The organism is Paracoccus sp. P2 (assembly GCF_046335115.1).
GTDB lineage: Bacteria > Pseudomonadota > Alphaproteobacteria > Rhodobacterales > Rhodobacteraceae > Paracoccus > Paracoccus pantotrophus.
In genome coordinates this window covers 16,008-35,117 of the sequence record NZ_JBGOSN010000013.1, presented here as the reverse complement: position 1 = coordinate 35,117, position 19,110 = coordinate 16,008, and the positions used below count along the sequence as shown (strand labels likewise).

Annotated in this window: 19 protein-coding genes; 8 read left to right on the top strand and 11 right to left on the bottom strand. The window is 71.0% G+C overall.

Translation table 11 applies throughout. The features are described from left to right. Positions 1–135: 135 nt before the first annotated feature. From rpe to ACDP63_RS10365, 3 genes are read left to right on the top strand one after another with little or no spacing between them, the layout of a single operon-like run. The gene (gene rpe, locus ACDP63_RS10375) at positions 136–828 is read left to right on the top strand and encodes a ribulose-phosphate 3-epimerase (RefSeq protein WP_024843977.1); all 693 of its coding nucleotides are present in this window, start codon (positions 136–138) and stop codon (positions 826–828) included. After that, on the top strand, positions 825–2,024 hold the full coding sequence (locus ACDP63_RS10370; RefSeq protein ID WP_024843976.1) for a 3-deoxy-D-manno-octulosonic acid transferase: 1,200 nt from the start codon (positions 825–827) through the stop codon (positions 2,022–2,024). The genes rpe and ACDP63_RS10370 overlap by 4 nt, the downstream gene beginning before the upstream one ends. 40 nt (positions 2,025–2,064) lie before the next feature. After that, a complete protein-coding gene (locus tag ACDP63_RS10365; protein WP_024843975.1) occupies positions 2,065–2,484 on the top strand; it encodes a DUF1178 family protein in 420 nt (139 codons plus the stop codon). Positions 2,485–2,529: 45 nt separating this feature from the next. Here the strand turns inward: ACDP63_RS10365 and ACDP63_RS10360 are convergent, their stop codons facing one another. From ACDP63_RS10360 to ACDP63_RS10345, 4 genes are read right to left on the bottom strand one after another with little or no spacing between them, the layout of a single operon-like run. Next, positions 2,530–3,306, bottom strand: a complete 777-nt coding sequence (locus ACDP63_RS10360; protein ID WP_024843974.1) for an ABC transporter ATP-binding protein — start codon at positions 3,304–3,306, stop codon at positions 2,530–2,532. Beyond that, positions 3,306–4,340, bottom strand: coding sequence for a FecCD family ABC transporter permease (locus tag ACDP63_RS10355; RefSeq protein ID WP_024843973.1), 1,035 nt, complete (start codon positions 4,338–4,340; stop codon positions 3,306–3,308). The genes ACDP63_RS10360 and ACDP63_RS10355 overlap by 1 nt, the downstream gene beginning before the upstream one ends. After that, complete coding sequence (locus ACDP63_RS10350) at positions 4,337–5,434, bottom strand: ABC transporter substrate-binding protein (RefSeq protein WP_024843972.1); 1,098 nt, start codon at positions 5,432–5,434, stop codon at positions 4,337–4,339. Before ACDP63_RS10350 ends, ACDP63_RS10355 begins: the two co-directional genes overlap by 4 nt. Before the next feature lie 58 nt (positions 5,435–5,492). After that, positions 5,493–6,899, bottom strand: coding sequence for a YncE family protein (locus ACDP63_RS10345; RefSeq protein WP_024843971.1), 1,407 nt, complete (start codon positions 6,897–6,899; stop codon positions 5,493–5,495). A 151-nt stretch (positions 6,900–7,050) separates the two neighbouring features. Here ACDP63_RS10345 and ACDP63_RS10340 point away from each other — a divergent pair, with 151 nt between their 5' ends. Both ACDP63_RS10340 and ACDP63_RS10335 read left to right on the top strand, forming a co-directional pair. Next, positions 7,051–7,884, top strand: coding sequence for an alpha/beta hydrolase (locus tag ACDP63_RS10340; protein WP_024843970.1), 834 nt, complete (start codon positions 7,051–7,053; stop codon positions 7,882–7,884). 54 nt (positions 7,885–7,938) lie between these two features. After that, positions 7,939–8,322 (top strand): hypothetical protein, encoded by a 384-nt coding sequence (locus ACDP63_RS10335; RefSeq protein ID WP_123130200.1) that lies wholly within the window; start codon positions 7,939–7,941, stop codon positions 8,320–8,322. Here the strand turns inward: ACDP63_RS10335 and ACDP63_RS10330 are convergent. Then, positions 8,208–12,065: an amino acid adenylation domain-containing protein gene (locus tag ACDP63_RS10330; RefSeq protein ID WP_409928019.1), complete on the bottom strand. Its 3,858-nt coding sequence runs from the start codon at positions 12,063–12,065 to the stop codon at positions 8,208–8,210. The two genes, ACDP63_RS10335 and ACDP63_RS10330, sit on opposite strands and share 115 nt — an antisense overlap. 152 nt (positions 12,066–12,217) lie before the next feature. Here ACDP63_RS10330 and ACDP63_RS10325 point away from each other — a divergent pair, with 152 nt between their 5' ends. Both ACDP63_RS10325 and ACDP63_RS10320 read left to right on the top strand, forming a co-directional pair. Continuing rightward, entirely contained in the window at positions 12,218–12,787 is a 570-nt protein-coding gene (locus ACDP63_RS10325; protein ID WP_024843968.1) for a cytochrome b, read from the top strand. Positions 12,788–12,867: 80 nt separating this feature from the next. Beyond that, positions 12,868–13,200: a DUF2794 domain-containing protein gene (locus ACDP63_RS10320; protein WP_028709762.1), complete on the top strand. Its 333-nt coding sequence runs from the start codon at positions 12,868–12,870 to the stop codon at positions 13,198–13,200. Between the two features lie 11 nt (positions 13,201–13,211). On the opposite strand, the gene ACDP63_RS10315 is transcribed toward ACDP63_RS10320, so the two are convergent. After that, positions 13,212–14,051, bottom strand: coding sequence for an AraC family transcriptional regulator (locus ACDP63_RS10315; protein WP_024843966.1), 840 nt, complete (start codon positions 14,049–14,051; stop codon positions 13,212–13,214). 67 nt (positions 14,052–14,118) lie between these two features. Here ACDP63_RS10315 and ACDP63_RS10310 point away from each other — a divergent pair, with 67 nt between their 5' ends. After that, on the top strand, positions 14,119–15,486 hold the full coding sequence (locus ACDP63_RS10310; RefSeq protein ID WP_409928018.1) for an SLC13 family permease: 1,368 nt from the start codon (positions 14,119–14,121) through the stop codon (positions 15,484–15,486). A gap of 12 nt (positions 15,487–15,498) precedes the next feature. Here ACDP63_RS10310 and ACDP63_RS10305 read toward each other — a convergent pair whose 3' ends face one another. The 5 genes from ACDP63_RS10305 to ACDP63_RS10285 form a co-directional block, all read right to left on the bottom strand. Continuing rightward, entirely contained in the window at positions 15,499–16,437 is a 939-nt protein-coding gene (locus tag ACDP63_RS10305) for a DMT family transporter (RefSeq protein ID WP_024843964.1), read from the bottom strand. Between the two features lie 99 nt (positions 16,438–16,536). Beyond that, positions 16,537–17,343: a crotonase/enoyl-CoA hydratase family protein gene (locus ACDP63_RS10300; RefSeq protein WP_028709761.1), complete on the bottom strand. Its 807-nt coding sequence runs from the start codon at positions 17,341–17,343 to the stop codon at positions 16,537–16,539. A 3-nt stretch (positions 17,344–17,346) separates the two neighbouring features. Then, positions 17,347–18,276 (bottom strand): AEC family transporter, encoded by a 930-nt coding sequence (locus ACDP63_RS10295; protein ID WP_028709760.1) that lies wholly within the window; start codon positions 18,274–18,276, stop codon positions 17,347–17,349. Then, positions 18,276–18,524, bottom strand: a complete 249-nt coding sequence (locus ACDP63_RS10290; protein ID WP_024843961.1) for a sulfurtransferase TusA family protein — start codon at positions 18,522–18,524, stop codon at positions 18,276–18,278. The genes ACDP63_RS10295 and ACDP63_RS10290 overlap by 1 nt, the downstream gene beginning before the upstream one ends. Further along, positions 18,521–19,036 (bottom strand): DUF2478 domain-containing protein, encoded by a 516-nt coding sequence (locus tag ACDP63_RS10285; RefSeq protein WP_024843960.1) that lies wholly within the window; start codon positions 19,034–19,036, stop codon positions 18,521–18,523. Before ACDP63_RS10285 ends, ACDP63_RS10290 begins: the two co-directional genes overlap by 4 nt. Positions 19,037–19,110 lie beyond the last annotated feature (74 nt).

The window sequence follows — 19,110 nt, the reverse complement described above, 5'->3', positions numbered from 1 at the left end:
GGGGGAAGCCGGGGGCTTCGCGCCCCCGGACCCCCGCGGGGTATTTGGGAAACGGTGAAATGCGACCTTCAGGCCTGTTGACGGCCGCCCGGCCGGGACGATAACCGGGACCAGGGGCATTGCAGGGAGCCAGACATGACGTTCGACCGCCGCATCAAGATCGCGCCTTCCATCCTTTCCGCGGATTTCGCCAATTTCGGCCAGGAATGCCGCGCGGTCGAGGACCAGGGCGCCGACTGGGTCCATGTCGATGTGATGGACGGGCATTTCGTGCCGAACCTGACCTTCGGTCCCGCGATGTGCAAGGCGATCCGGCCGCATATCCGCGGCGTGATGGACGTGCACCTGATGATCGCCCCGGTGGATCCCTATATCGAGGCCTTCGCCGAGGCGGGCAGCGACATCATCACCGCCCATGTCGAGGCCGGGGCGCATGTCCACCGCACGCTTCAGGCCATTCGCGGCACCGGCGCCAGGGCCGGGCTGGCGCTGAACCCCGGCACCCCGGCGGAAGCCGCGCGGCCGCTGCTGGACGATGTCGACCTGATCTGCGTGATGACGGTGAACCCCGGCTTCGGCGGGCAGAAGTTCATCCACAGCCAGGTCGAGAAGGTGCGCGAATTGCGCGCCATGATCGGCGACCGGCCGGTGCATATCGAGATCGACGGCGGGGTCGATCCCACCACCGCGCCGCTGGTCGCGGCGGCGGGGGCGGATGTTCTGGTCGCCGGCTCGGCCGTGTTCCGCGGCGGCTCGGTGTCGAACAGTGCCCCTTACGGCGAGAACATCCGCGCCATCCGCGAGGCTGCCGAGGCCGCGCTGCGTTGATCTGGCGCGGCGCCACGGCGCTGGCCGGCGGGGCGCTGGGCCTGGCCGCGCCGCTGGCCGGGGCGGATTGGCGCGAACGGCTGGCGCTGTCCGGCCCCGCGGTCGCGCCGGGCGGGATCTGGCTGCATGCGGCCAGCGTGGGCGAGCTGAACTCGGCCCGCGTGCTGGCCGAGGCGCTGGCGCCGGACTTTCCCCTGGTGGTGACGACCAACAGCCTGACCGGGCGCGACCTGGCCCGGCGGCTGGGCCATCCTTGCGCGCTGGCGCCGCTGGACGTGCCGCAGGCGGTGGGCCGCTTTCTGGACCGGGTTCGGCCCGCCGTGCTGGTCACGGTCGAGAACGAGCTTTGGCCCAACCGCTCGGCCATGGCGGCGGCGCGGGGCGTGGCGCAGGTCGTGGTGGGCGCGCGCATCTCGGCACGCTCGGCGGCGCGCTGGCGCCGGCTGCCGGGGCTGATCGGGCCGATGCTGGCCCGCATCGACGCGCTGTCGGCGCAGGATCCAGGCAGCGAGGCGCGGCTGCTGGCGCTGGGGCTGCGGGCGGGCGCGCTGACGCCGCGGCTGAACCTGAAGCTGCTGGCCCCTGCCCGGGTCGAGCCGGGCGAGGACGGGCCGGAGCGCGCGCGCACCGTGCTGGCGGCCTCGACCCATGAGGGCGAGGATGCGCTGATGCTGGATGCCTGGGCGGCGGCGCGCGAGGCGGTGCCGGGCCTGCGGCTGATCCTGGCGCCGCGCCATCCCGAGCGCGGCGATGCCGTGGCGGCGCTGATCGCCGCGCGGGGGCTGGAATATGCGCGTCGCAGCCGGGGCGGCGGGCCTGGCGCGCCGGTGCTGCTGGCCGATACGCTGGGCGAGATGGCGCAATGGTATCACGCCGCCGGCATCTGCATCACCGGCGGTTCCTTTGCCGATCACGGCGGCCATACGCCATGGGAGCCCGCCGCCTGGCGCTGCGCCGTCCTGCACGGGCCGCATGTCGCCAACCATGCCGGCGACTATGCCGATCTGGCCGCGGCCGGCGCGGCGCAGGGCTGCGATGCGGCGGGCCTGCCGCAGGCGCTGGCCGCCCTGGCGCGGGATGCCGGGGGGCAGCGCCGCATGGGCGCGGCGGCGCGGGCGCTGCTTCTGGCGCGGGCTGGCAATCCCGCCACGTTGATCGGACGGATCGCGGCCCTGGCCCGGCGCGGGCTTGCATAAGCCCCTGCGCGGCCCGATATTTAAAGGGAAAGGAGCCGAGATGATCCGCTATGCCCTGCGTTGTGAAAAAGGCCATGACTTCGATGGCTGGTTCCGGTCCTCGGACGGGTTCGAAAGCCTGCGCGCGGCGGGGCAGGTCACGTGCACGCATTGCGGCTCGGCCCAGGTGGACAAGGCGCTGATGGCGCCGCGCGTGGCGCAGAGCCGCGACGAGGCCCCCGATCTGCACAGCCCCCGCAACGACCATGAGGCGGCGCTGGAAAGGCTGCGCCGCCATGTCGAGGAAAACTCGGATTACGTCGGCATGTCCTTTGCCGCCGAGGCGCGCGCCATGCACGAGGGCCTGGCGCCCGAGCGCGCGATCCATGGCGAGGCGAGGCTGGAAGAGGCCCGCAAGCTGCTGGAGGACGGCATTCCCGTCGCGCCCTTGCCCTTTCGCTCGCGGCAACGGGCGAATTGAAGGCCGCGGCGCTTTCTGCGGCAAGCGCCTTGCACCGGGAGATGGTCAGCCCGGCGCGTGTTCGCCGTCGATCAGCACCATGATGCGCCCGCGCGAGCAACGCTCGACCCGCGCCTCGACGCCATAGACCTGGGCCAGAAGCTGCGGGGTCAGCACCTGTTCCGGTCTGCCTTCGGCATGGGTGTGGCCGCCGTGGATCAGCACGATGCGGTCGGCCCATTGCGCCGCCAGCGCCAGGTCGTGCAGCACGGCGACGACGATGCGCCCCTCGCCCGCCAGGCGCCGCAGTTCGGAAAGCAGCCGCACCTGCCGCGCCAGATCCAGCGCGCTGGTCGGCTCGTCCAGCAGCAACAGGCGCGGGTCGCGCACGATGGCCTGCGCCAGGCTGACCATTTGCCGCTGTCCGCCCGACAAGGCCGACAGCGGTTCCAGCGCCAGCGAACCGATCCCCAGCTTGTCCAGCACCGCCATGGCGGCGGCATCGGCCTGGCGCGCGCCCAGGGTCTCGCCCGCGCGCAGCGCCGCGATCACGCTTTCCAGCGCCACCAGGGACGAGCCTGACGGCAGGCTTTGCGGCATGAAGCCGATCAGCCGGGCGCGGTCGCGCATCGGCACATGGGCCAGGTCGTGCCCATCCAGCAGCACCTGCCCGCCATGCGGCTGCAACTGGGCGATGGCGCGCAGCAGCGTGGATTTCCCGGCGGCGTTCGGCCCGGCCAGCACCGTGACCTCGCCCGGCCGCAGCAAGGGCAGGTCCAGGCCTGTCAGCACGCTGCGCGCGCCGTAGCGCACCGAGATGCCCTGTGCCAGCAGCCCCTGCATCAGCGCCGCCTGCCGCGCAGGATCAGCGCGAAAAAGATCGGCAGCCCGATCAGCGAGGTGACGAGGCCGACCGGCAGCAGCACCCCCGGCACCAATGTTTTGGAAAGTGTCGAGGCCAGCGACATGACCAGCGCCCCGGTCAGGATGCTGGCGGGCAGGAAGACGCGGTGGTTCTCTCCGACCAGCATGCGGGCGATATGCGGCCCGGCCAGGCCGACAAAGCCGATCACGCCGACCATGGACACGGCCGCGGCGGCCAGCAGGCTGACCCGCAAAAGCGTCCAGCGCCTGAGCCCGGCCACGTCGACGCCGAAGCTTTTCGCCTGGTCCTCGCCCAGCCGCAGCGCGGTCAGCTTCCAGGCCGCGCGGAACGAAAACGGCACCGAGACCAGCAGCACCAGGCCGATCATCACTACGCCGGGCCATTGCGCCGAGGCCAGGCTGCCCATGGTCCAGAACACCAGCTGTTGCAGCGCATCGGCCGAGGCGACGAATTGCAGCAAGGACAGCAGCGCGGCGGCGGTGAAGTTCAGCGCCACGCCGAACAGGATCAGCACCTCGGGGCCGCCGCCGCGGATGCGGCCCAGAAGTTGCAAGAGCCCCAGCGCACCCAGCGCGAACAGGAAGGCGTTGCCCGAGACGCTCCAGACCGCCGGCAGGCCGGGCAGGGTCAGGCCCAGCACGATCGCCACCGCGGCGCCAAGCGCGGCCGAGGACGACACGCCCAGCGTGAAGGGCTCGGCCAAGGGGTTCTCCAGCACGGTCTGCATCTCGGCCCCGGCCAGCGCCAGCGCCGCGCCGACCAGCAGCGCCATGCAGGCCACGGGCAGGCGCACGTCCCAGACGATGACCTGGGTGCCGCGGGCCACCTCGCCGCCGGCCAGCGCCCGCAGCGTCTCGGCCAGCGGCAGGCCGGCGGGGCCGGTTACAAGGTCCAGCAGCAGCGCCGCCAGCGCAGCAAGGCCCAGCGCCGCCACCAGAAGGGTGTTGCGCCGGCCTTGCCGGTGATAGCGTTGCAGCGTCGCGTCGCTCATTGTTCCGGCGTCACCCACCAAGTCCCCGGCACGATGACGGGTGAGAAGCGGGCGTTGATCTCGGCCAGCGTGGCGGCGGGATCGACGTCCTGGAACAGCTCGGGATGAAAGGTCTTGGCCAGGTATTCGATCAGCGCGATATGCACGGGCGAATCGTTGAACAGGTGCCAGACGCCGGCCGTGCGCCCCTGCTCCACCGCGCGCAGCGAGGCAAAGCCTGATGCCGCGATCAGCCGCTGAAAGCTGGCCTGCGCGGTTTCGGCATCCACGCCCGAGCCCAGAACCAGCCCGCCCCGCGCCGCCATATGCGTACCGCCGGTGGCGATATAGACATCCGGGTCGGCGCCGATCAGGTATTCCAGGCTGACATTGCCCAGCACGCCCTTGACGGTGTCATGGCCGATATTCTGCCCGCCGGCCGTGGTGATGAAGTCGTGAAACACCCCGCTGCCGACGGTCGAGCAGCAGTTCTGCGGCGCCGCATGGACGTGAAAGAACACGCGCGGCCGGGCGATGCCGGGCTCGGCCAGCCGGTCGCGGATGCGGGCCAGCCGGCTGTCGTAGAAGCTGGCGAATTCCTCGGCTCGATCCTCGGCGCCGGTCAGCTTGCCCAGGATGCGCAGGCTGGGGATCGAGTTCTCCTGCGGGTGCGAGAAGAAATCGACATAGGCGACCGGAATGCCCGCCGCCTCGATCTGCTGGCGGGCGACCTCCATGCCGGGATCGTTCTGGTCGATCAGCGTCAGCACCACCAGGTCGGGATGCAGCGCGATGATCGCCTCGGCCGAGATGTCGCGATTGCCCGAGCCGACCGGGCGGATCTGGTCGATGTCGGGGAATTTCTCGCGGTAAGCCTGCATGGTCGGCTCGTCCAGCGCCTTGTCCAGCCGCCAGCCGGAAACCAGCGCCACCGGATCGTCGTGCATCAGGCCCAGCACCGACAGGTGCCGCCCCTCGCCCAGCACGATATGGCGGGCGGGCTCGGGCAGATGCACCTCGCGCCCCAGGATGTCGGTGGCCACCACATCCGCTGCGGCAACGCCAAGCGAGGCGATCAGGGTAAAGGCGGCAAGCAGCGGGCGGGTCAGGGTCATGGCGGGTCCGTTGGCTCATGCGCCGGGGCGCGAACGCCCCGGCAGGGTCGAGGCCCTCTTACTCCGTGGCGGGGGTGATGCGCCAGATGCGGTCGCCCGCCTCGTCGTCCTCGCCCCGCGACTTGTTGACCGCCCAGACATTGCCCTTGCCGTCGGCGCGCAGCTGGTTCGGATAGCTGCCGGCGTCGAGATTGGCGACGATCTCGCCCTCGGGGCTGACCACGGCGATGGTGCCGGCGCCGCGATTGGCGACATAGGCCAGGCGGCCGACCGGCTCGAAGGCCACGTTCAGCGGACCGGCGCCCACGGCCACGTCATGCAGGACTTCGCCGGTCTCGGCCTTGACGATCAGCAGGTTGTCGGTGGCCTGCGAGGCGACGAAGATCAGCCCTTCCTGCGGGTCGTAGGCCACGCCCGAGGCGGCCTTGGTGCCGGGCAGCGGGATCACCTTGACCTCGCCCGAGGCCAGGTCGACCACCGCCGCCTCCGGCGTGGACAGGCTGACGGTCACCAGCTTGCCGCCCGCCTCGTCGATGTCCAGCGCCATGGTCGAGAACTCCTCGCCGCGGATCTGCGACTGGATGGTGATCGGCTCCAGCGGTTCCAGCGTCTTGGTGTCGAAGACCTTGATCTCGGGCGTGCCGGTGGCGCTGGCATAGGCGCGGCCGTTGGCCTCGTCCACCACCACGTCGCGGGCATGGGGCACGGCGCCCGGCTCGAACTGCTTGACCAGAGACAGGTCGGACTGCTTGTAGACCGCCGCCGTGTCCTGGCGGGTATTGGTCACCCAGACATGGCCGTTCGCCTCGTCGACATCGATGCCATAGACCGCGAAGACGCCGCCGTCGCTGCCATCGGGACGGGCGGGCGCGGCGCCGGGGGTCGCCTCGGCCTCGATCTTCAGCGTCTCGGCATTGATCTTGACCAGCTTCGATTCCTTGACTGGCGGCCGGCCGACCGCGCTGGTCACGAATGCGGCATTCGCAGCCTCGCTGAACTTCACCTGGTAAAGACCGCGCACCACCGGCTCGCTGGCGACGGCGAGTTTCTCGGTCCCCGCGACCGCCACCTCGGGCGAGACCTTCAGCTCGACCACCTCGGCCGAGGCCGGGTTCTCGGTGACGACCACGATGGGCTGCAAGCCGGTCTCGGCCTCGGCGTCGACATCCAGCGCAAAGCTGAACCCGCCCTCGGCATCGACGGTGATCGGCTCGGCGTTCAGCGTGGTGGTGCCGCGCATCAGCGTGACGGTCTGGCCGGGGATCAGGTTCTGGCCCTCGATCACCGCCTTGCCGCCCTTGTGGACCGGGGCGCGATCGACGCCGCCGGCGCTGACCCGGCCGGCGAACTCGACCAGCGGCTTGGTAAAGACGGTTTCGGCCAGGACGGGGCCCGCGATCACCGAAAGCGCAAGCGCCGAGGCCCCCAGCAGGGCGCGAAGTGCGGGGCGCGATGGATATGCCATGAGAAACTCCTTGAAAACAGACCAGGACTCGCTTTGGCTGACCCCGATCAGGGCTGGCTTCGGTCAGCGGGCAACCTATATTCCTGACCGTCCTTGTCAACTAACGCCGGCAAGGATGCAGGGCTTTGTGAACAGGGGGAATTGTCGCATCATGTCGCAGCTTGGACAGGTCGGGCCGGATCACGCCAGGAAACAGGCCGAACTGCGCATCTTTCAGACCGGGGCGCCGACCCATGCGCTGTCGCAGAAGGTGGTGGCGGTCGGGTCCAGCTACCGGCTGTTCCTGGCGGTGCCCAGGGCGCCGGCGCCGGCCAGGGGCTGGCCGGTGCTTTACATGCTGGACGGCAATGCCGCCTTCGACTTCCTGACGCCCGAGCATCTGGCGCTGGCCCCCGGCCTGATGATTGTCGGCATCGGCTATGACACCGACCGCCAATTCGCCCGCGAATTGCGGACGCTGGACTTCACCGCGCCGGACGGGCCGGGCGACGGGTTGCGCCCCGACCATGTCCACGAAGGCCGCATGGCCGGCGGCGCGGCGATCTTTCACGACCGGCTGACCGGCCCGCTGCGGCAGGCGGCCGAGGCCGGCCTGCCCGTCGATCCGGCCCGCCGCACGCTCTGGGGGCACAGTTTCGGCGGGCTGTTCACGCTTTACGCGCTGCTGGCGCGGCCGCAGGGCTTTGCCCGCCATGCCGCGATCAGCCCCTCGATCTGGTGGGACGAGGCGCTGATCCGCCGCGTGGCGCAAGAGGCCGCGCCCGCCTCGCTGCCGCTGCTGGTGGCCTTGGGCGACCGCGAGAAGCGCTCGGGCAGCGACGGCCCGCCGCCGGACGGACCGGCGCCCGCCACGATGCAATTCGTCGCCGATCTGGCCCGCCATCCGGGCCATCGCGCGCAGCTGCATGTGCTGCCGGGGCTGATCCATATCCAGACCCTGGCGGGCTCGTTCCCGCTGGTCCTGCCCTTTGCAACGGCGGATTAACCGGATCTCAATCTTCTTGTGCTGCTGTGGCCGCAGGCAAGAACGGAGACGGGGATGGTGTTCGCCAGATATGCGCTTGTCCTGCTGGGCCTGGTGCTGTGCGGGCTGGGCGTCGCGCAGGTGCAGCCGGGGGTGCCGGGCCTCGTCCCGCCTTCGCCTCCGGCCATGGCCGTGCCGGGACCGGATGCGGATGACGTCCTGCTGGGCCTGGGCGGGCTGATCGGCGGGCTAGTCTGCGGCCTCGTCGCATTGGCCTTGGCCCGCCCGCAGCCGCCGCCGGCCCGCGCGCCGGTCGGGGGCAGGGCCGGGACGGCGCCGGCCGGTCAGCCCTCGGCCAGCCTTTTGACCAGCTCCGGCGCGATCAGGGCCGTGGCCTCGGCCGAGGTCATCTCGGCATGCAGGAAGGGCAAGTCGATGACCTCCAGCCCCTCGGCATAGAGCGCCCACATTTCGGGCGTCAGCGTGCGGTCCTTGTGGTCGCGGGCGGCGCGGAAATGCGTGATCGTGCCGGCAAGGCGGCGATGGTGATGGCCGCGGATCAGCCGGTTGGTGCCGGTCACCGTGCGCACCACCCCGTCCAGTACCTGCGCCGGCAGCGCCCCCAGCGCGCTGTCGCCGCGGCGCAGGAAGGCCACCACCGCCTCGCGTGTGTCCAGCTCGCGATGCGCCTCGGGGTCGTAGCCGGCAATGGCCAGCAGCGCGCGCAGGGCGGCGACCGGGTCCGGCTCGGGCTCGTCGCGCCAGGCGTCGCAGGGATAGCTGTCCAGCATGGCGACCAGGCCGGACTCGCGGCCGGCTTCCGCCAGGATCGCGGCGATTTCCTGCGCCAGGATGCCGCCGACCGACCAGCCGGCCAGATGCACCTGGCCCCGCGGCGCCAGCGCGGCGATGCGCTGCGCATAGTCCTGCGCCAGCGCGGCCAGGCTTTCCGGCATCGGCACCGCCGGGTCCAGGCCGGGATGTTGCAGCCCCCAGACCCGCCGGCTGGGCGCGATGCGCCGTGCCAGGCCGCGATAACCCCAGGCAAGCCCGCCGGCCGGGTGAATCAGGAACAGCGGCGCGGCCTGGGCATCGCCCTCGGCCAGCAGGATCAAGGGGCCCAGCCCGTCGTCGCGGGGTGCCTGCGCGTCCAGCGCCGCGGCCAGCGCGGCAAGCACCGGCTGCTCGAAGATGGTGCCCAGGCCGGGATCGCGGCCCGTCTCGGCCTCCAGCGCCTGCGCCAGCCGTACGGCGGACAGCGAATCTCCCCCCAGCGCGAAGAAATCCGCCTCGGCCGGGGCGGGGGCGTCCAGGTGCAGGATCTCGGCGTAAAGCCGCGCCAGCAGGCGCTCGGTCGCGCTTTCGGCCGCCCGGCCCGAGGCGGCGAATGCCGGCGCCGGCAGCGCCTTGCGGTCCAGCTTGCCGTTCGACGTGACCGGCAGCGACTCTAGCGCCACTTCGGCCGCGGGCAGCATATAGGCGGGCAGGCCAGCCGCCAGCCGCTCGGCCAGCAGCCCCGGTCGCCAGTCCGCCGCCGGCACCAGATAGGCGACGAGGCGCTTTTCTCCGGCATGGTCCTCGCGCGCGATCACCACGCATTCGCGGGCAAGGCCGGTGGCCATGATCGCCGCCTCGATCTCGCCCAGCTCGACCCGCAGCCCGCGGATCTTGACCTGATGGTCCGAGCGGCCAAGATAGACCACCGCCCCGTCCAGCCGCAGCCGCGCCAGGTCGCCGGTCGCGTAAAGCCGGCCCTGGGGCGCGTCGATGAAGCGTTCCGCCGTCAGGTCCGCCCGGCCCAGATAACCGCGCGCCAGCTGCACGCCGCCCAGATACAGGTGCCCGGCCAGGCCCGGCGGCACCGGGCGCATGCGGTCGTCCAGCACCTCCAGCGCCGTGTTCCAGACCGGCCAGCCGATGGGGATGGGGTTGGCGCGATCCTCGGGCCCGGCGGGCCAATAGCTCACGTCCACCGCCGCCTCGGTCGGGCCATAGAGGTTGTGCAGCTCGGCCCGGATGCGGGCGTGGAAGCGGTCGCGCTGATCCGCCGTCAGCTCCTCGCCCGAGCAGAACACCCGGCGCATCGCCAGCCCCTGCGAGGCGGGCGAGGCCAGGAAGGCCGATAGCATCGACGGCACGAAATGACAGGTGGTGATGGCGCGGTCCCGGATCAGCCGGGCGATGGCGGCGGGATCGCGATGCGCGCCGGGCGGCGCCATGACCAGTTCGGCCCCGGCCATCATCGGCAGGAAGAACTCCCAGACCGAGACATCGAAGGTCGCCGGGGTCTTTTGCAGGATGCGGTCGTCCGAAGCGATGCCGTAATGTGCCTGCATCCACAAAAGCCGGTTGACGATGGCGCGATGCTCGACGGCCACGCCCTTGGGCTCGCCGGTCGAGCCCGAGGTGAAAATCACATAGGCCAGGTCGCCCGGCTGCGGCGTCCCCGTGGGCCGACCCTCGGCGGGCCAGTCGGTGGGCAGCAGCAGCTCGGTGCCGGCCGGGAACAGCCCGGCAAGGTCGGCCGTGGCCAGCACCGCCACCGGCCGGGCCTGCGCCAGGATGCGGGCGATGCGCTCGGGCGGATGGGCAGGGTCCAGGGGCAGATAGGCCGCGCCGGCGCGCAGGATCGCCAGCAGCGCGAGGGGCAGTTCCAGTGATCGCTCCAGCGCCACGGCGACGATGCGGTCGGGGCCGGCGCCAAGGTCTTGCAGCCGCGCGGCCAGGGCGGCGCTGCGGCGGTCGAGATCGGCAAAGCTCAGGCTCTCGGCGCCAAAGCTGACGGCCGGCGCCGCGGGCGTGGCGGCAAGCTGCGCCGCGATCAGCGCGGTGAGCGTGGTGTCGGGCAGGGGATGGCGGGTCGCCTCGGCCCGCGCCTTTGCCGCGGCGATCTCGGCCGGGCTTGCGGTCGGCACCTCGGCCAGGGTTTCGGCGGCCAGCGCGGCCTCCAGAAACGCGACCAGCCGGTCGCCATGGCCGCGCACCTCCTCGGGCGTATAGAGAGCGGGATTCGCGTCCACCTCGAAGATCATGCCCGCGGCCGGATCGCCGCGGAAGGTCAGCGTCAGGTCGTCGACCGCGCCGGCGCCGAGGATATGCAGCCGGCAGTCGAGCCCCGGAAATTCCGGCGGCTTGTCAAAGGGCTGCACGTTCACCAGCGGCCCATAAAGCCGCCTGGTGCCGCCGACCAGTCCCAGCTCGCGGCGCAGAAGCTCGCTGCGGTAAAGGCCGCGGCGGCGGCCCTGCGCCATGCGTTTCGACTGCGCGGCCAGCCATTCGGGCAGGGGCGCGTCCTCGTCCAGCCGCAGCCGGTGCGGCAGCACGTTCATCGCCATGCAGGGCACCTGCGCGATCTTGCGGCCCATCCGCGCCATGAAGGGCAGGCCGATCACCGCCTCGCCCCCGGTCCAGCGCGCCAGATAGGCGCCGGTCAGCGCATTCAGCACATCGGGCCAGCCCAGCCGGTGCCGGGCGGCATAGCCCGCCAGCCGATCCAGCAGGGCCTGGGGCAGCATGCGGGTGTCGCGCAGGAAATCGGGCCCGCTGACCGCGCGGCCCGGCGCCAGTCCGGCGACCTCGGGCAAGCCGGCCAGTTCGGCATGCCACCAGTCGCGGTCGGCCTGCCGGCGGGGCGAGGCGCGCCAGGCCGCGTCCTCCTCGGCCGCCAGCGACAGCGGGCCAAAGGGCTCGGGCACGGGCGCCCCGGCCACCAGCGCGGCGTAATGCGCGGCGATGCGGTTCGTCACCAGCACCATGCCATAGCCGTCGATGGCCAGGTGGTGTATGCGTTCGTATAGCAGGTGCCGTTCGGGGCCCAGGGCGAACAGGGTCAGCGCCCCTGCCGGCTCGCAGCCAAGGTCCAGCGGGCGCCGGCTGTCGGCACGCATCTGTGCCAGGGCCTGCGCCTCGGCATCGGGCTGGGCCGAGAGATCGGCAAAGCCCAGCATCGGCGGCAGGCCGACCCATTGCCGCGGCCCCTGGGGCCCGGCTGCGAAGCGCAGCGCCAGGGCCGGGGTCTCGGCGATGGTGCGCTGCACGGCCTGGGCCAGCGCGTCGGGGTCCAGCGGGCCGGTCAGTTCCAGATATTGCCCGGTGTTCAGGATCGGGTTCTGCGGGTCAAGCGCCTGGACATACCACAGCCCCTCCTGCGCCTCGGTCAGGGGACAGCCGGTCTCGGCCGGGATGTCGTGACGCGTATCCATGTCAGGTCCGCCGCGGCCGGGAAGGGAGAAATCGTAAGGAAAGGATCGCGCTGACAACCATGTTACCCCAGGCACCGGATTGCGGGCCTTGCCCGTCTGCGGCCATGGCCATAATGTCGCTAAGGAATTTAGTCAACTTTGTGCGCGGAACCATGCCCTCCAGATCCCTGCCCTGGCGCGATACCGAACGGGTTTACGGGCAGGTGACGCGCCTGCTGCATTGGAGCATCGCCGCGCTGATGCTGTGGCAGTTCTTGGGCATGGGGCTGCGGGCGGTGCTGGGGCGCACGCCGCTGGTGTCCTTTTTCGTCGGCTCGCATCAGCCGGTGGGGACGGTGCTGTTCCTGTTGATCGTCCTGCGGGTGGGCTGGGCGCTGGCGAACCACGGCCGTCGGCCGGATCACGGGCCCGGCTTCCAGGGGCTGGCGGCGCGGCTGGGCCATCTGGCGCTGTACCTGGTCATGGTCGTGATGCCGGTCGCGGCCCTGCTGCGCGCCTATGGCGGCGAGCGTGCCTTTGCCCCCTTCGGATTCGAGATCTTCCCGGCCCAGCAGCCGCCGATCGTCTGGATGGTCAGCGCGGGCGAGGCGCTGCATGGCGAACTGGCCTGGCTGCTTCTGGCGCTGATCGCGGGCCATGTCGTCATGGTCGGCGTGCACGAGGGCATGTGGCGCGACGGCACGCTGGCGCGCATGGCCGGGCGCCGGCGGGCGGGTCTTTAGGCCAGAATCGCGCGGGGCCCGGCGCGGGGCCGCCCTTTTTCGTTGCCTGCGCGCCGGGGCGGTGTCACCATTCCTTCATGATGAATGCGCCCTTCGGTTTCCCGTCCGAACATGATCGCGTGGCCTTCGACCGGGCCGAACTGGGTGTCATCCTGTCCCTCTATGGCCGCATGGTCGCGGCGGGCGAGTGGCGCGACTATGCCATGTCCTTCCTGCGCGACATGGCGGTCTTCTCGATCTTTCGCCGCGCGGCCGAACATCCGCTTTATCGCATCGAAAAGCGTCCCAGGCTGCGCAATGCGCAGGGCCAATACGCGGTGATCGGCATGGACGGGCGCATTCTCAAGCGCGGCCACGACCTGCCCACCGTGTTGCGCGTGCTGGAAAGAAAACTGATCCGCCCGGTGGACTAGGCGGCGGCCCGTCAGGGCTGCCGGCTCTCCGGCGGACGGCTGGCGCGGTTGCGCAGATAGCTTTGCGGCGGCGCGCCGAAATGGCTGCGAAAGGCCGCGACGAAGGCGCTGGCGCTGCGATAGCCCAGCGAATGCGCGATGGTGGTGCTGCTTTCGCCCCGCTCAAGGCGCGCGATGGCGGCCAGCAGCCGCACCCGGCTGCGCCAGTCGCGAAAGGACAGGCCCGTCTCAGCCCGGAATAGCCGCTCGAGCGTGCGGGGGCTGGCCCCGGCCTCGGCCGCCAGCAGCGGCAGCGGCCGCGGGTCCGAGGGATGGCGGCCCAGATGCGCCGTCAGCCGCCGCAGCCGCGGATCCTGCCCGCCGGGCAGGTCGAGGGGCGCGGGCTGCGCCGCCGCGATCTCGTCCAGCGCCACCGCGCCTAGCCGGGCCAGGCGGCCGGCGTCCCGTTCGGCCGCCATGCGCAGGACCACCTCGCGCAGCAGGGCCGAGATCGGCAGCACCTCGCATCCCCGCCCCGCGGGCCGCACCGGGCAGGAGGGATCGACGTAAAGATTGCGCGTCCGCGCCCCGGTGCCGGGACGCGAGACCACCCGCATCTCGTGCCGCGTGCCGCCGGGGATCCAGATGCCGAAGCCGGGCGGCACCAGCCAGACCCCGTCCTCGGCGCCCAGCCGCAACAGCCCCTCGGCCGCCCACAGAAGCTGGCCGCGCGGATGGGCATGGGGGGCGACATGCGCGCCCGCCGCCAGGTCGCGCCCATGCGCCAGCACCGGCCGCGCCGGATCGAGGACAAAGGCGGTGCCGCTGGGATCGAAGCGCAGGCTTGGCGGATCATCGACATCTTTTGTCATGATGGCGAACTTACGCAGGGGGCCGGCTTCTGTCTAGCTTGCGCCGTTCTCCTGTGCAGGCGCCGCCATGAAGCTTTCCGTCCGTCCCCTCGTCTTTCTTGCCGGCCTGGTCCTGGCCGTCCTGCTGGCCGTCGGGCCGGTGCCGCAGCCGCTGGGCCGCAATGCCGCGGTTGTGCTGGTCACGCTGGCCTTGTGGAGCACCGGGCTGGTCCCGCCCTTCCTGACCTCGCTGATCTTCTTCGCCGCGGTGCTGATCCCCGGCCTTGCGCCGCCCGAGCTGGTCTTTGCCGGCTTCGGCTCGGCCGCGGTCTGGCTGATCGTGTCGGGCTTCGTCATCGGGGCGGCGATCACCGGCTCGGGGCTGGGCGGGCGGATCGCCGGGGTGCTGGCGCCGCTGGCGGGCGGCAGCTACCTGCGGCTGGTCCTGGTGATGACGCTGGCGGCGATGGCGCTGGGTTTCGTCATGCCCTCGTCGGTCGGCCGGGCGGTGGTGCTGGTGCCGGTCGGCATGGCGCTGGCCGAGCGGCTGGGGCTGCACAAGGGTTCGAACGGGCGCATCGGCCTGGCGGTGGCGCTGACCATGGCCTGCAACATGCCGAGCTTTGCCATCCTGCCCTCGAACATCCCCAACATGATCCTGGCCGGTGCGGCCGAGGGTCAGCACGGCGTCACCTTCGGCTACATGTCCTATCTGCTGCTGCATTACCCGGTGCTGGGGATCCTGAAATCGGCGCTGACCGTGGCGCTGGTCGTCGCGCTGTTCCCCGACCGGATCGAGCCCGGCTGCACCGAAACCGCCGCCCGGACTCCGCTATCGCCGCAGGAGCGGCGGGTGGCGCTGATCCTTGCCGCCACGCTGGCCCTGTGGATGACCGACCGCCTGCACGGCATCGGCCCGGCCTGGATCGGGATCGCCACGGCGGTTCTGCTGCTGATGCCGGGGCTGGGCGCGGTGCCGCCCAAGCAGTTCAACGCCTCGGTGGATTTCGGCATGGTGCTGTTCGTCGCCGGCGCGCTGGCGCTGGGGGCGGTGGTCAATGCCTCGGGGCTGGGCAGCGTGCTGGGCGGGGTCTTGCAGGACTGGCTGCCGCTGCGGCAGGGCGCGCGCTTCGCCAATTTCCTGTCGCTGACCTCGATGTCGGGGCTGATGGGGCTGGTCACGACCAATCCCGGCGTGCCCACCGTGCTGACGCCCATGGCGCCGGACCTGGCCGCCGCCACGGGCCTGTCGCTCAAGGCGGTGCTGATGACCCAGGTGGTCGGCTTTGCCACGGTGATCTTTCCCTATCAGGTCGGACCCTTCGTGCTGGCCATGCAGCTTTCGGGCGAAAAGCTGGGCCATGTGCTGCGCATCACCCTGCCGCTGGCGCTGCTGACCTTCCTGGTGCTGATGCCGCTCGATTGGTTGTGGTGGCGCCTCCTGGGCTGGCTGTGATCGGGGCATCGTTCAGCCGGCCCGGCTGCGCCGCCCCGCGGCCCGCCAGGGCCGCCCGTCGATCGCCGCCAGCCCCAGGCCGATCAGCGCCATGCCGGCGCCATGGCGCGGTTGAAGGGTTTCGCCCAGGAACAGGAGGCCCAGAAGGATGGCGCTGACCGGGATCAGGAATGTCACCAGCACGAGATTGGTTGCGCCCGCCGTGGCCAGGATGCGGAAATACAGCACATAGGCCAGCGCAGTCGAAATCGCCGCCAGGCCGATCAGCGCAAAGATGGCCGCCGGGCTTGGCGCCGCCAGCGTCCATGGCCGGTCGACGACCGCGACAAGCGGCAGCAGGATCAGGCTCGATGCGATCACCTGTCCGGTCGCCGTGCTCATCGGGCTGACCCCCATCGCGCGGAAGCGGCGCCCGTAGATGCCCGCGAAACCATAGGACAGCGCCCCGGCCAGGCAGGCAAGCTGCGCCACGACATGCGCGCCCAGGTCGCGCAGCGCATCCGCGCCGATCATCACGGCCACGCCGGCAAAGCCGATCAGCACCCCGGCCAGCTTGCCGCCGGTCATGCGCTCGTCGCTGGTCAGGACATGGGCGAGGATCACGGTGAAAAGCGGCGTCGCGGCATTCAGGATCGAAGCCGCGCCCGAGGCGATATGCTGCTGTCCCCAGACGATCAGCGAAAACGGGACGGCATTGTTCAGCATGCCCATGCCCAGGAAGGCCGCCCAGACCGCGCGGCCGCGCGGCATCCGCTCGCCCCGCAGCCGCAGGACGGCCAAAAGGATCAGCGCGGCCAGCGCCACGCGCGACACGACCACGGTGAACACCGGCAGTTCCCGCACCGCCACGGCGTTGAAAAAGAACGACCCGCCCCAGACCGCCGACAGGGCCAGCAGCATCGCCCATTCCAGCGGCGTCATGGGGCGGTTGGTGGCGGTCGGTACCGGCATGATCTTCCCTCCTTCGACCCCCGGGGCCGGTTGCGCAGGGCATGTTGCCGCCTTGGCACGCGGCCGCGATCCGTTTCTTGCGGCCGAAACCCGGCAGGATCAGCCTGCCTCGCCCGGCTTGATCTTTTGCGCCGTGCCCTGGGCAAAGCTGTCCAGCCGGCCCTTGGCGGCGTCCTGGGTGTTGACGATGCCGGCGACCATGGATTCGGCATAGGCGGCGTCCAGCCCCGACATGTTCTGCATATGCGAGATCGCCGAGCAGGCGGCGAAATTCGACAAGGGCGTGTTCTGCGCCACGCGACGGGCAAGATCATAGGCCATGGCCTCGCTGTCTGCCACGCGGTATTGCGCCAGCCCGACCTGCACTGCCTCGTCCCCGGAATAGAGCCGGCCGGTCAGCATCATGTCCACCATGCGCGCCTGGCCGATCAGCCGCGGCACGCGGATGGTGGCACCGCCGCCGGTGAACAGCCCGCGCTGGCCCTCGGGCAGGCCGAAATAGGTGGTCTCGTCCATGACCCGGATATGGACCGAGGAGGCCAACTCCAGCCCGCCGCCCACGACCGCGCCCTTCAGCGCCGCGATGACCGGCACGCCGCCGTATTCGATCTTGTTGAAGGCTTCGTGCCAGCGCAGGCAGATGCGCATGAACTCGGCCGGGCTGCGCTCTTCGCGCCCGTGCTCGACCAGGTCCAGCCCGGCGCAGAAATGCGGCCCCTCGGCGCGCAGCACCACGGCGCGGGCGCCCGAGGCGGGCAGGGCGGAAAAGACCTCGACCAGTTCCTCGATGGTCTCGGCGTTCAGCGCGTTGCGCTTGGCGGCGCGGTTCAGGGTGACGGTGGCGATGCCGTCTTCGTCCATCCGGAACAGCAGGTTGTCGAGCGTCAGGGCCGAGATGTCGCGCATGGTCTAGCCTTTCGTGATCCAGTGAATGACGACGGGAACCGTGGCGATGCTGGCCGCGGTCGAGATCAGGATGGCCGCCGAGACGCGCTGCACGGCGGTGCCGAAATATTGCGCAAGGATATAGACATTGCCGGCGACCGGCAGGCTGGCGGCGGCGATCATCACCCCCGCCGCATAGGGCTCGACCCCGAAGACCGCCAGCGCGGCGATGCCCACGGCCAGCGGATGCAGCACCAGCTTGGCGAAGCTGAGCCAGAGTGCCGGGCCCATGCGCTCGGCCGCGCGGCCGGCGAGGCTGGCACCGATGGCGAAGAGTGCCCCCGGCGTGGCCGAGGCGCCCAAGAGCGCCAGGAACTCGTCCAGCGGTCCCGGCATCGGCAGCTGCAGCCCGGCCCAAGCCAAGCCGGCCAGCATCGAGACGATCATCGGGTTCGAGACGATGCCGCGCAGCAAGGGCACCAGCGTCGAAAGCCGCACCCGCCCCTGCCTTGCCGCGGTGACGATCAGGGTGATGAGGGTCGAGAACACCACCATGTCGATGGTCAGCACCATCAGCACCGGGCCGATGGCACGCTCGCCCAGCAGCACGACCAGCATCGGCACGCCCAGAAAGCCGGTATTGCCGGTCATCGCGGTATGCGCCTCCATCGCCGCGGCGGCGAGCGGCTGGCGGCGCCAGCGCGCCACCGCAAATCCCAGCGCCCAAAGCGCGGCAGACCCCGACAGATAGGCCAGGACGAAGGCCGGGTCGAAAAGGCTGGCCACGTCCAGCGTCGCGGCAAAGCGGAACAGCATGGCCGAAAGCGCGAAGTAGAAGACGAATTTCGTCAGCCAGCCGGTCGCCTCGGGCGGGAAGAAGCGCGTGCGCCCGGCCAGCCAGCCCGTGCCGATAACGAGAAAGAACGGCAGGGTCTTCAGGAAGATCGCCAGCATCAGTCCGCGGCGATCGCGCAGGCGGGGCCGCGCTCGACGGTATATTCGGTCTCGCCCGGCGCCACCTCGCGGCTGCCGATCAGCCGGTGGCCGGATTCGGCGCAGAAATGCGGCACGTCGATCACGGCGGCGGGGTCGGTGGCCAGCAGCGTGACCCGCGCGCCCCGGGGCAGCGCCATCAGCCGCTTGCGCAGCCGCAGCACCGGCAGGGGGCACAACAGGCCGCGCGCGTCGATCTGCACGGTCATGCGGCGGAATCCGCCAGGCGGGCGCGGCACCAGTCGTCGATCTGTTCCGGCCGCAACTCTTCGGCCAGGTCGCCGGCAAAGTCGCGAAAGCCCGGCAGTTGTTCGTCGGGCACATGCACCAGCACCGGGATGCCGGCAGCCAGCGCGCGGGCGATGGTGTCGCGAAAGCCGCGGCCGAAGCATTCCTGCTTGCCGAACTTGTTGACGATCAGCAATTCGGCGCCGCGGTCCAGCACCGTTTCCGTGCGGGCGACGGCCTGGGCCAGCGCGCCGGTATCCAGCCGGCAGGCCTGCGAGCCCGCGCCCAGCGACTGGGTGATGCGCACCAGCGGGCCGGCGTCGCCCAGGATGCGCAGGTCCATGTCGCATTCGCAGCCGGGGCTGATCTCGGTATTGATCTGCACCGCGCCGGCCAGCCGCAGCCCGGCGGCGGCCAGCCGCTCGGCCGTGGCGGTCAGCAGCCGGTCGCCGGCGCCCGGCGTCTGGTCCTGGATGGTGACGAAACCCAGCATGACGATCCCTCTTTCGGCGGCCAGAATAGCTTTTGGCGGCGCGGGTGCAATATTGGGTATTTGAAGAACGAAGA

Excerpts from the sequence above, each read along its gene's own strand:
- rpe (WP_024843977.1), top strand. The coding sequence starts at position 136 with ATGACGTTCGACCGCCGCATCAAGATCGCGCCTTCCATCCTTTCCGCG.
- ACDP63_RS10365 (WP_024843975.1), top strand. The coding sequence starts at position 2,065 with ATGATCCGCTATGCCCTGCGTTGTGAAAAAGGCCATGACTTCGATGGC.
- ACDP63_RS10360 (WP_024843974.1), bottom strand. The coding sequence starts at position 3,306 with ATGCAGGGGCTGCTGGCACAGGGCATCTCGGTGCGCTACGGCGCGCGC.
- ACDP63_RS10355 (WP_024843973.1), bottom strand. The coding sequence starts at position 4,340 with ATGAGCGACGCGACGCTGCAACGCTATCACCGGCAAGGCCGGCGCAAC.
- ACDP63_RS10350 (WP_024843972.1), bottom strand. The coding sequence starts at position 5,434 with ATGACCCTGACCCGCCCGCTGCTTGCCGCCTTTACCCTGATCGCCTCG.
- ACDP63_RS10345 (WP_024843971.1), bottom strand. The coding sequence starts at position 6,899 with ATGGCATATCCATCGCGCCCCGCACTTCGCGCCCTGCTGGGGGCCTCG.
- ACDP63_RS10340 (WP_024843970.1), top strand. The coding sequence starts at position 7,051 with ATGTCGCAGCTTGGACAGGTCGGGCCGGATCACGCCAGGAAACAGGCC.
- ACDP63_RS10335 (WP_123130200.1), top strand. The coding sequence starts at position 7,939 with ATGGTGTTCGCCAGATATGCGCTTGTCCTGCTGGGCCTGGTGCTGTGC.
- ACDP63_RS10330 (WP_409928019.1), bottom strand. The coding sequence starts at position 12,065 with ATGGATACGCGTCACGACATCCCGGCCGAGACCGGCTGTCCCCTGACC.
- ACDP63_RS10325 (WP_024843968.1), top strand. The coding sequence starts at position 12,218 with ATGCCCTCCAGATCCCTGCCCTGGCGCGATACCGAACGGGTTTACGGG.
- ACDP63_RS10320 (WP_028709762.1), top strand. The coding sequence starts at position 12,868 with ATGAATGCGCCCTTCGGTTTCCCGTCCGAACATGATCGCGTGGCCTTC.
- ACDP63_RS10315 (WP_024843966.1), bottom strand. The coding sequence starts at position 14,051 with ATGACAAAAGATGTCGATGATCCGCCAAGCCTGCGCTTCGATCCCAGC.
- ACDP63_RS10310 (WP_409928018.1), top strand. The coding sequence starts at position 14,119 with ATGAAGCTTTCCGTCCGTCCCCTCGTCTTTCTTGCCGGCCTGGTCCTG.
- ACDP63_RS10305 (WP_024843964.1), bottom strand. The coding sequence starts at position 16,437 with ATGCCGGTACCGACCGCCACCAACCGCCCCATGACGCCGCTGGAATGG.
- ACDP63_RS10300 (WP_028709761.1), bottom strand. The coding sequence starts at position 17,343 with ATGCGCGACATCTCGGCCCTGACGCTCGACAACCTGCTGTTCCGGATG.
- ACDP63_RS10295 (WP_028709760.1), bottom strand. The coding sequence starts at position 18,276 with ATGCTGGCGATCTTCCTGAAGACCCTGCCGTTCTTTCTCGTTATCGGC.
- ACDP63_RS10290 (WP_024843961.1), bottom strand. The coding sequence starts at position 18,524 with ATGACCGTGCAGATCGACGCGCGCGGCCTGTTGTGCCCCCTGCCGGTG.
- ACDP63_RS10285 (WP_024843960.1), bottom strand. The coding sequence starts at position 19,036 with ATGCTGGGTTTCGTCACCATCCAGGACCAGACGCCGGGCGCCGGCGAC.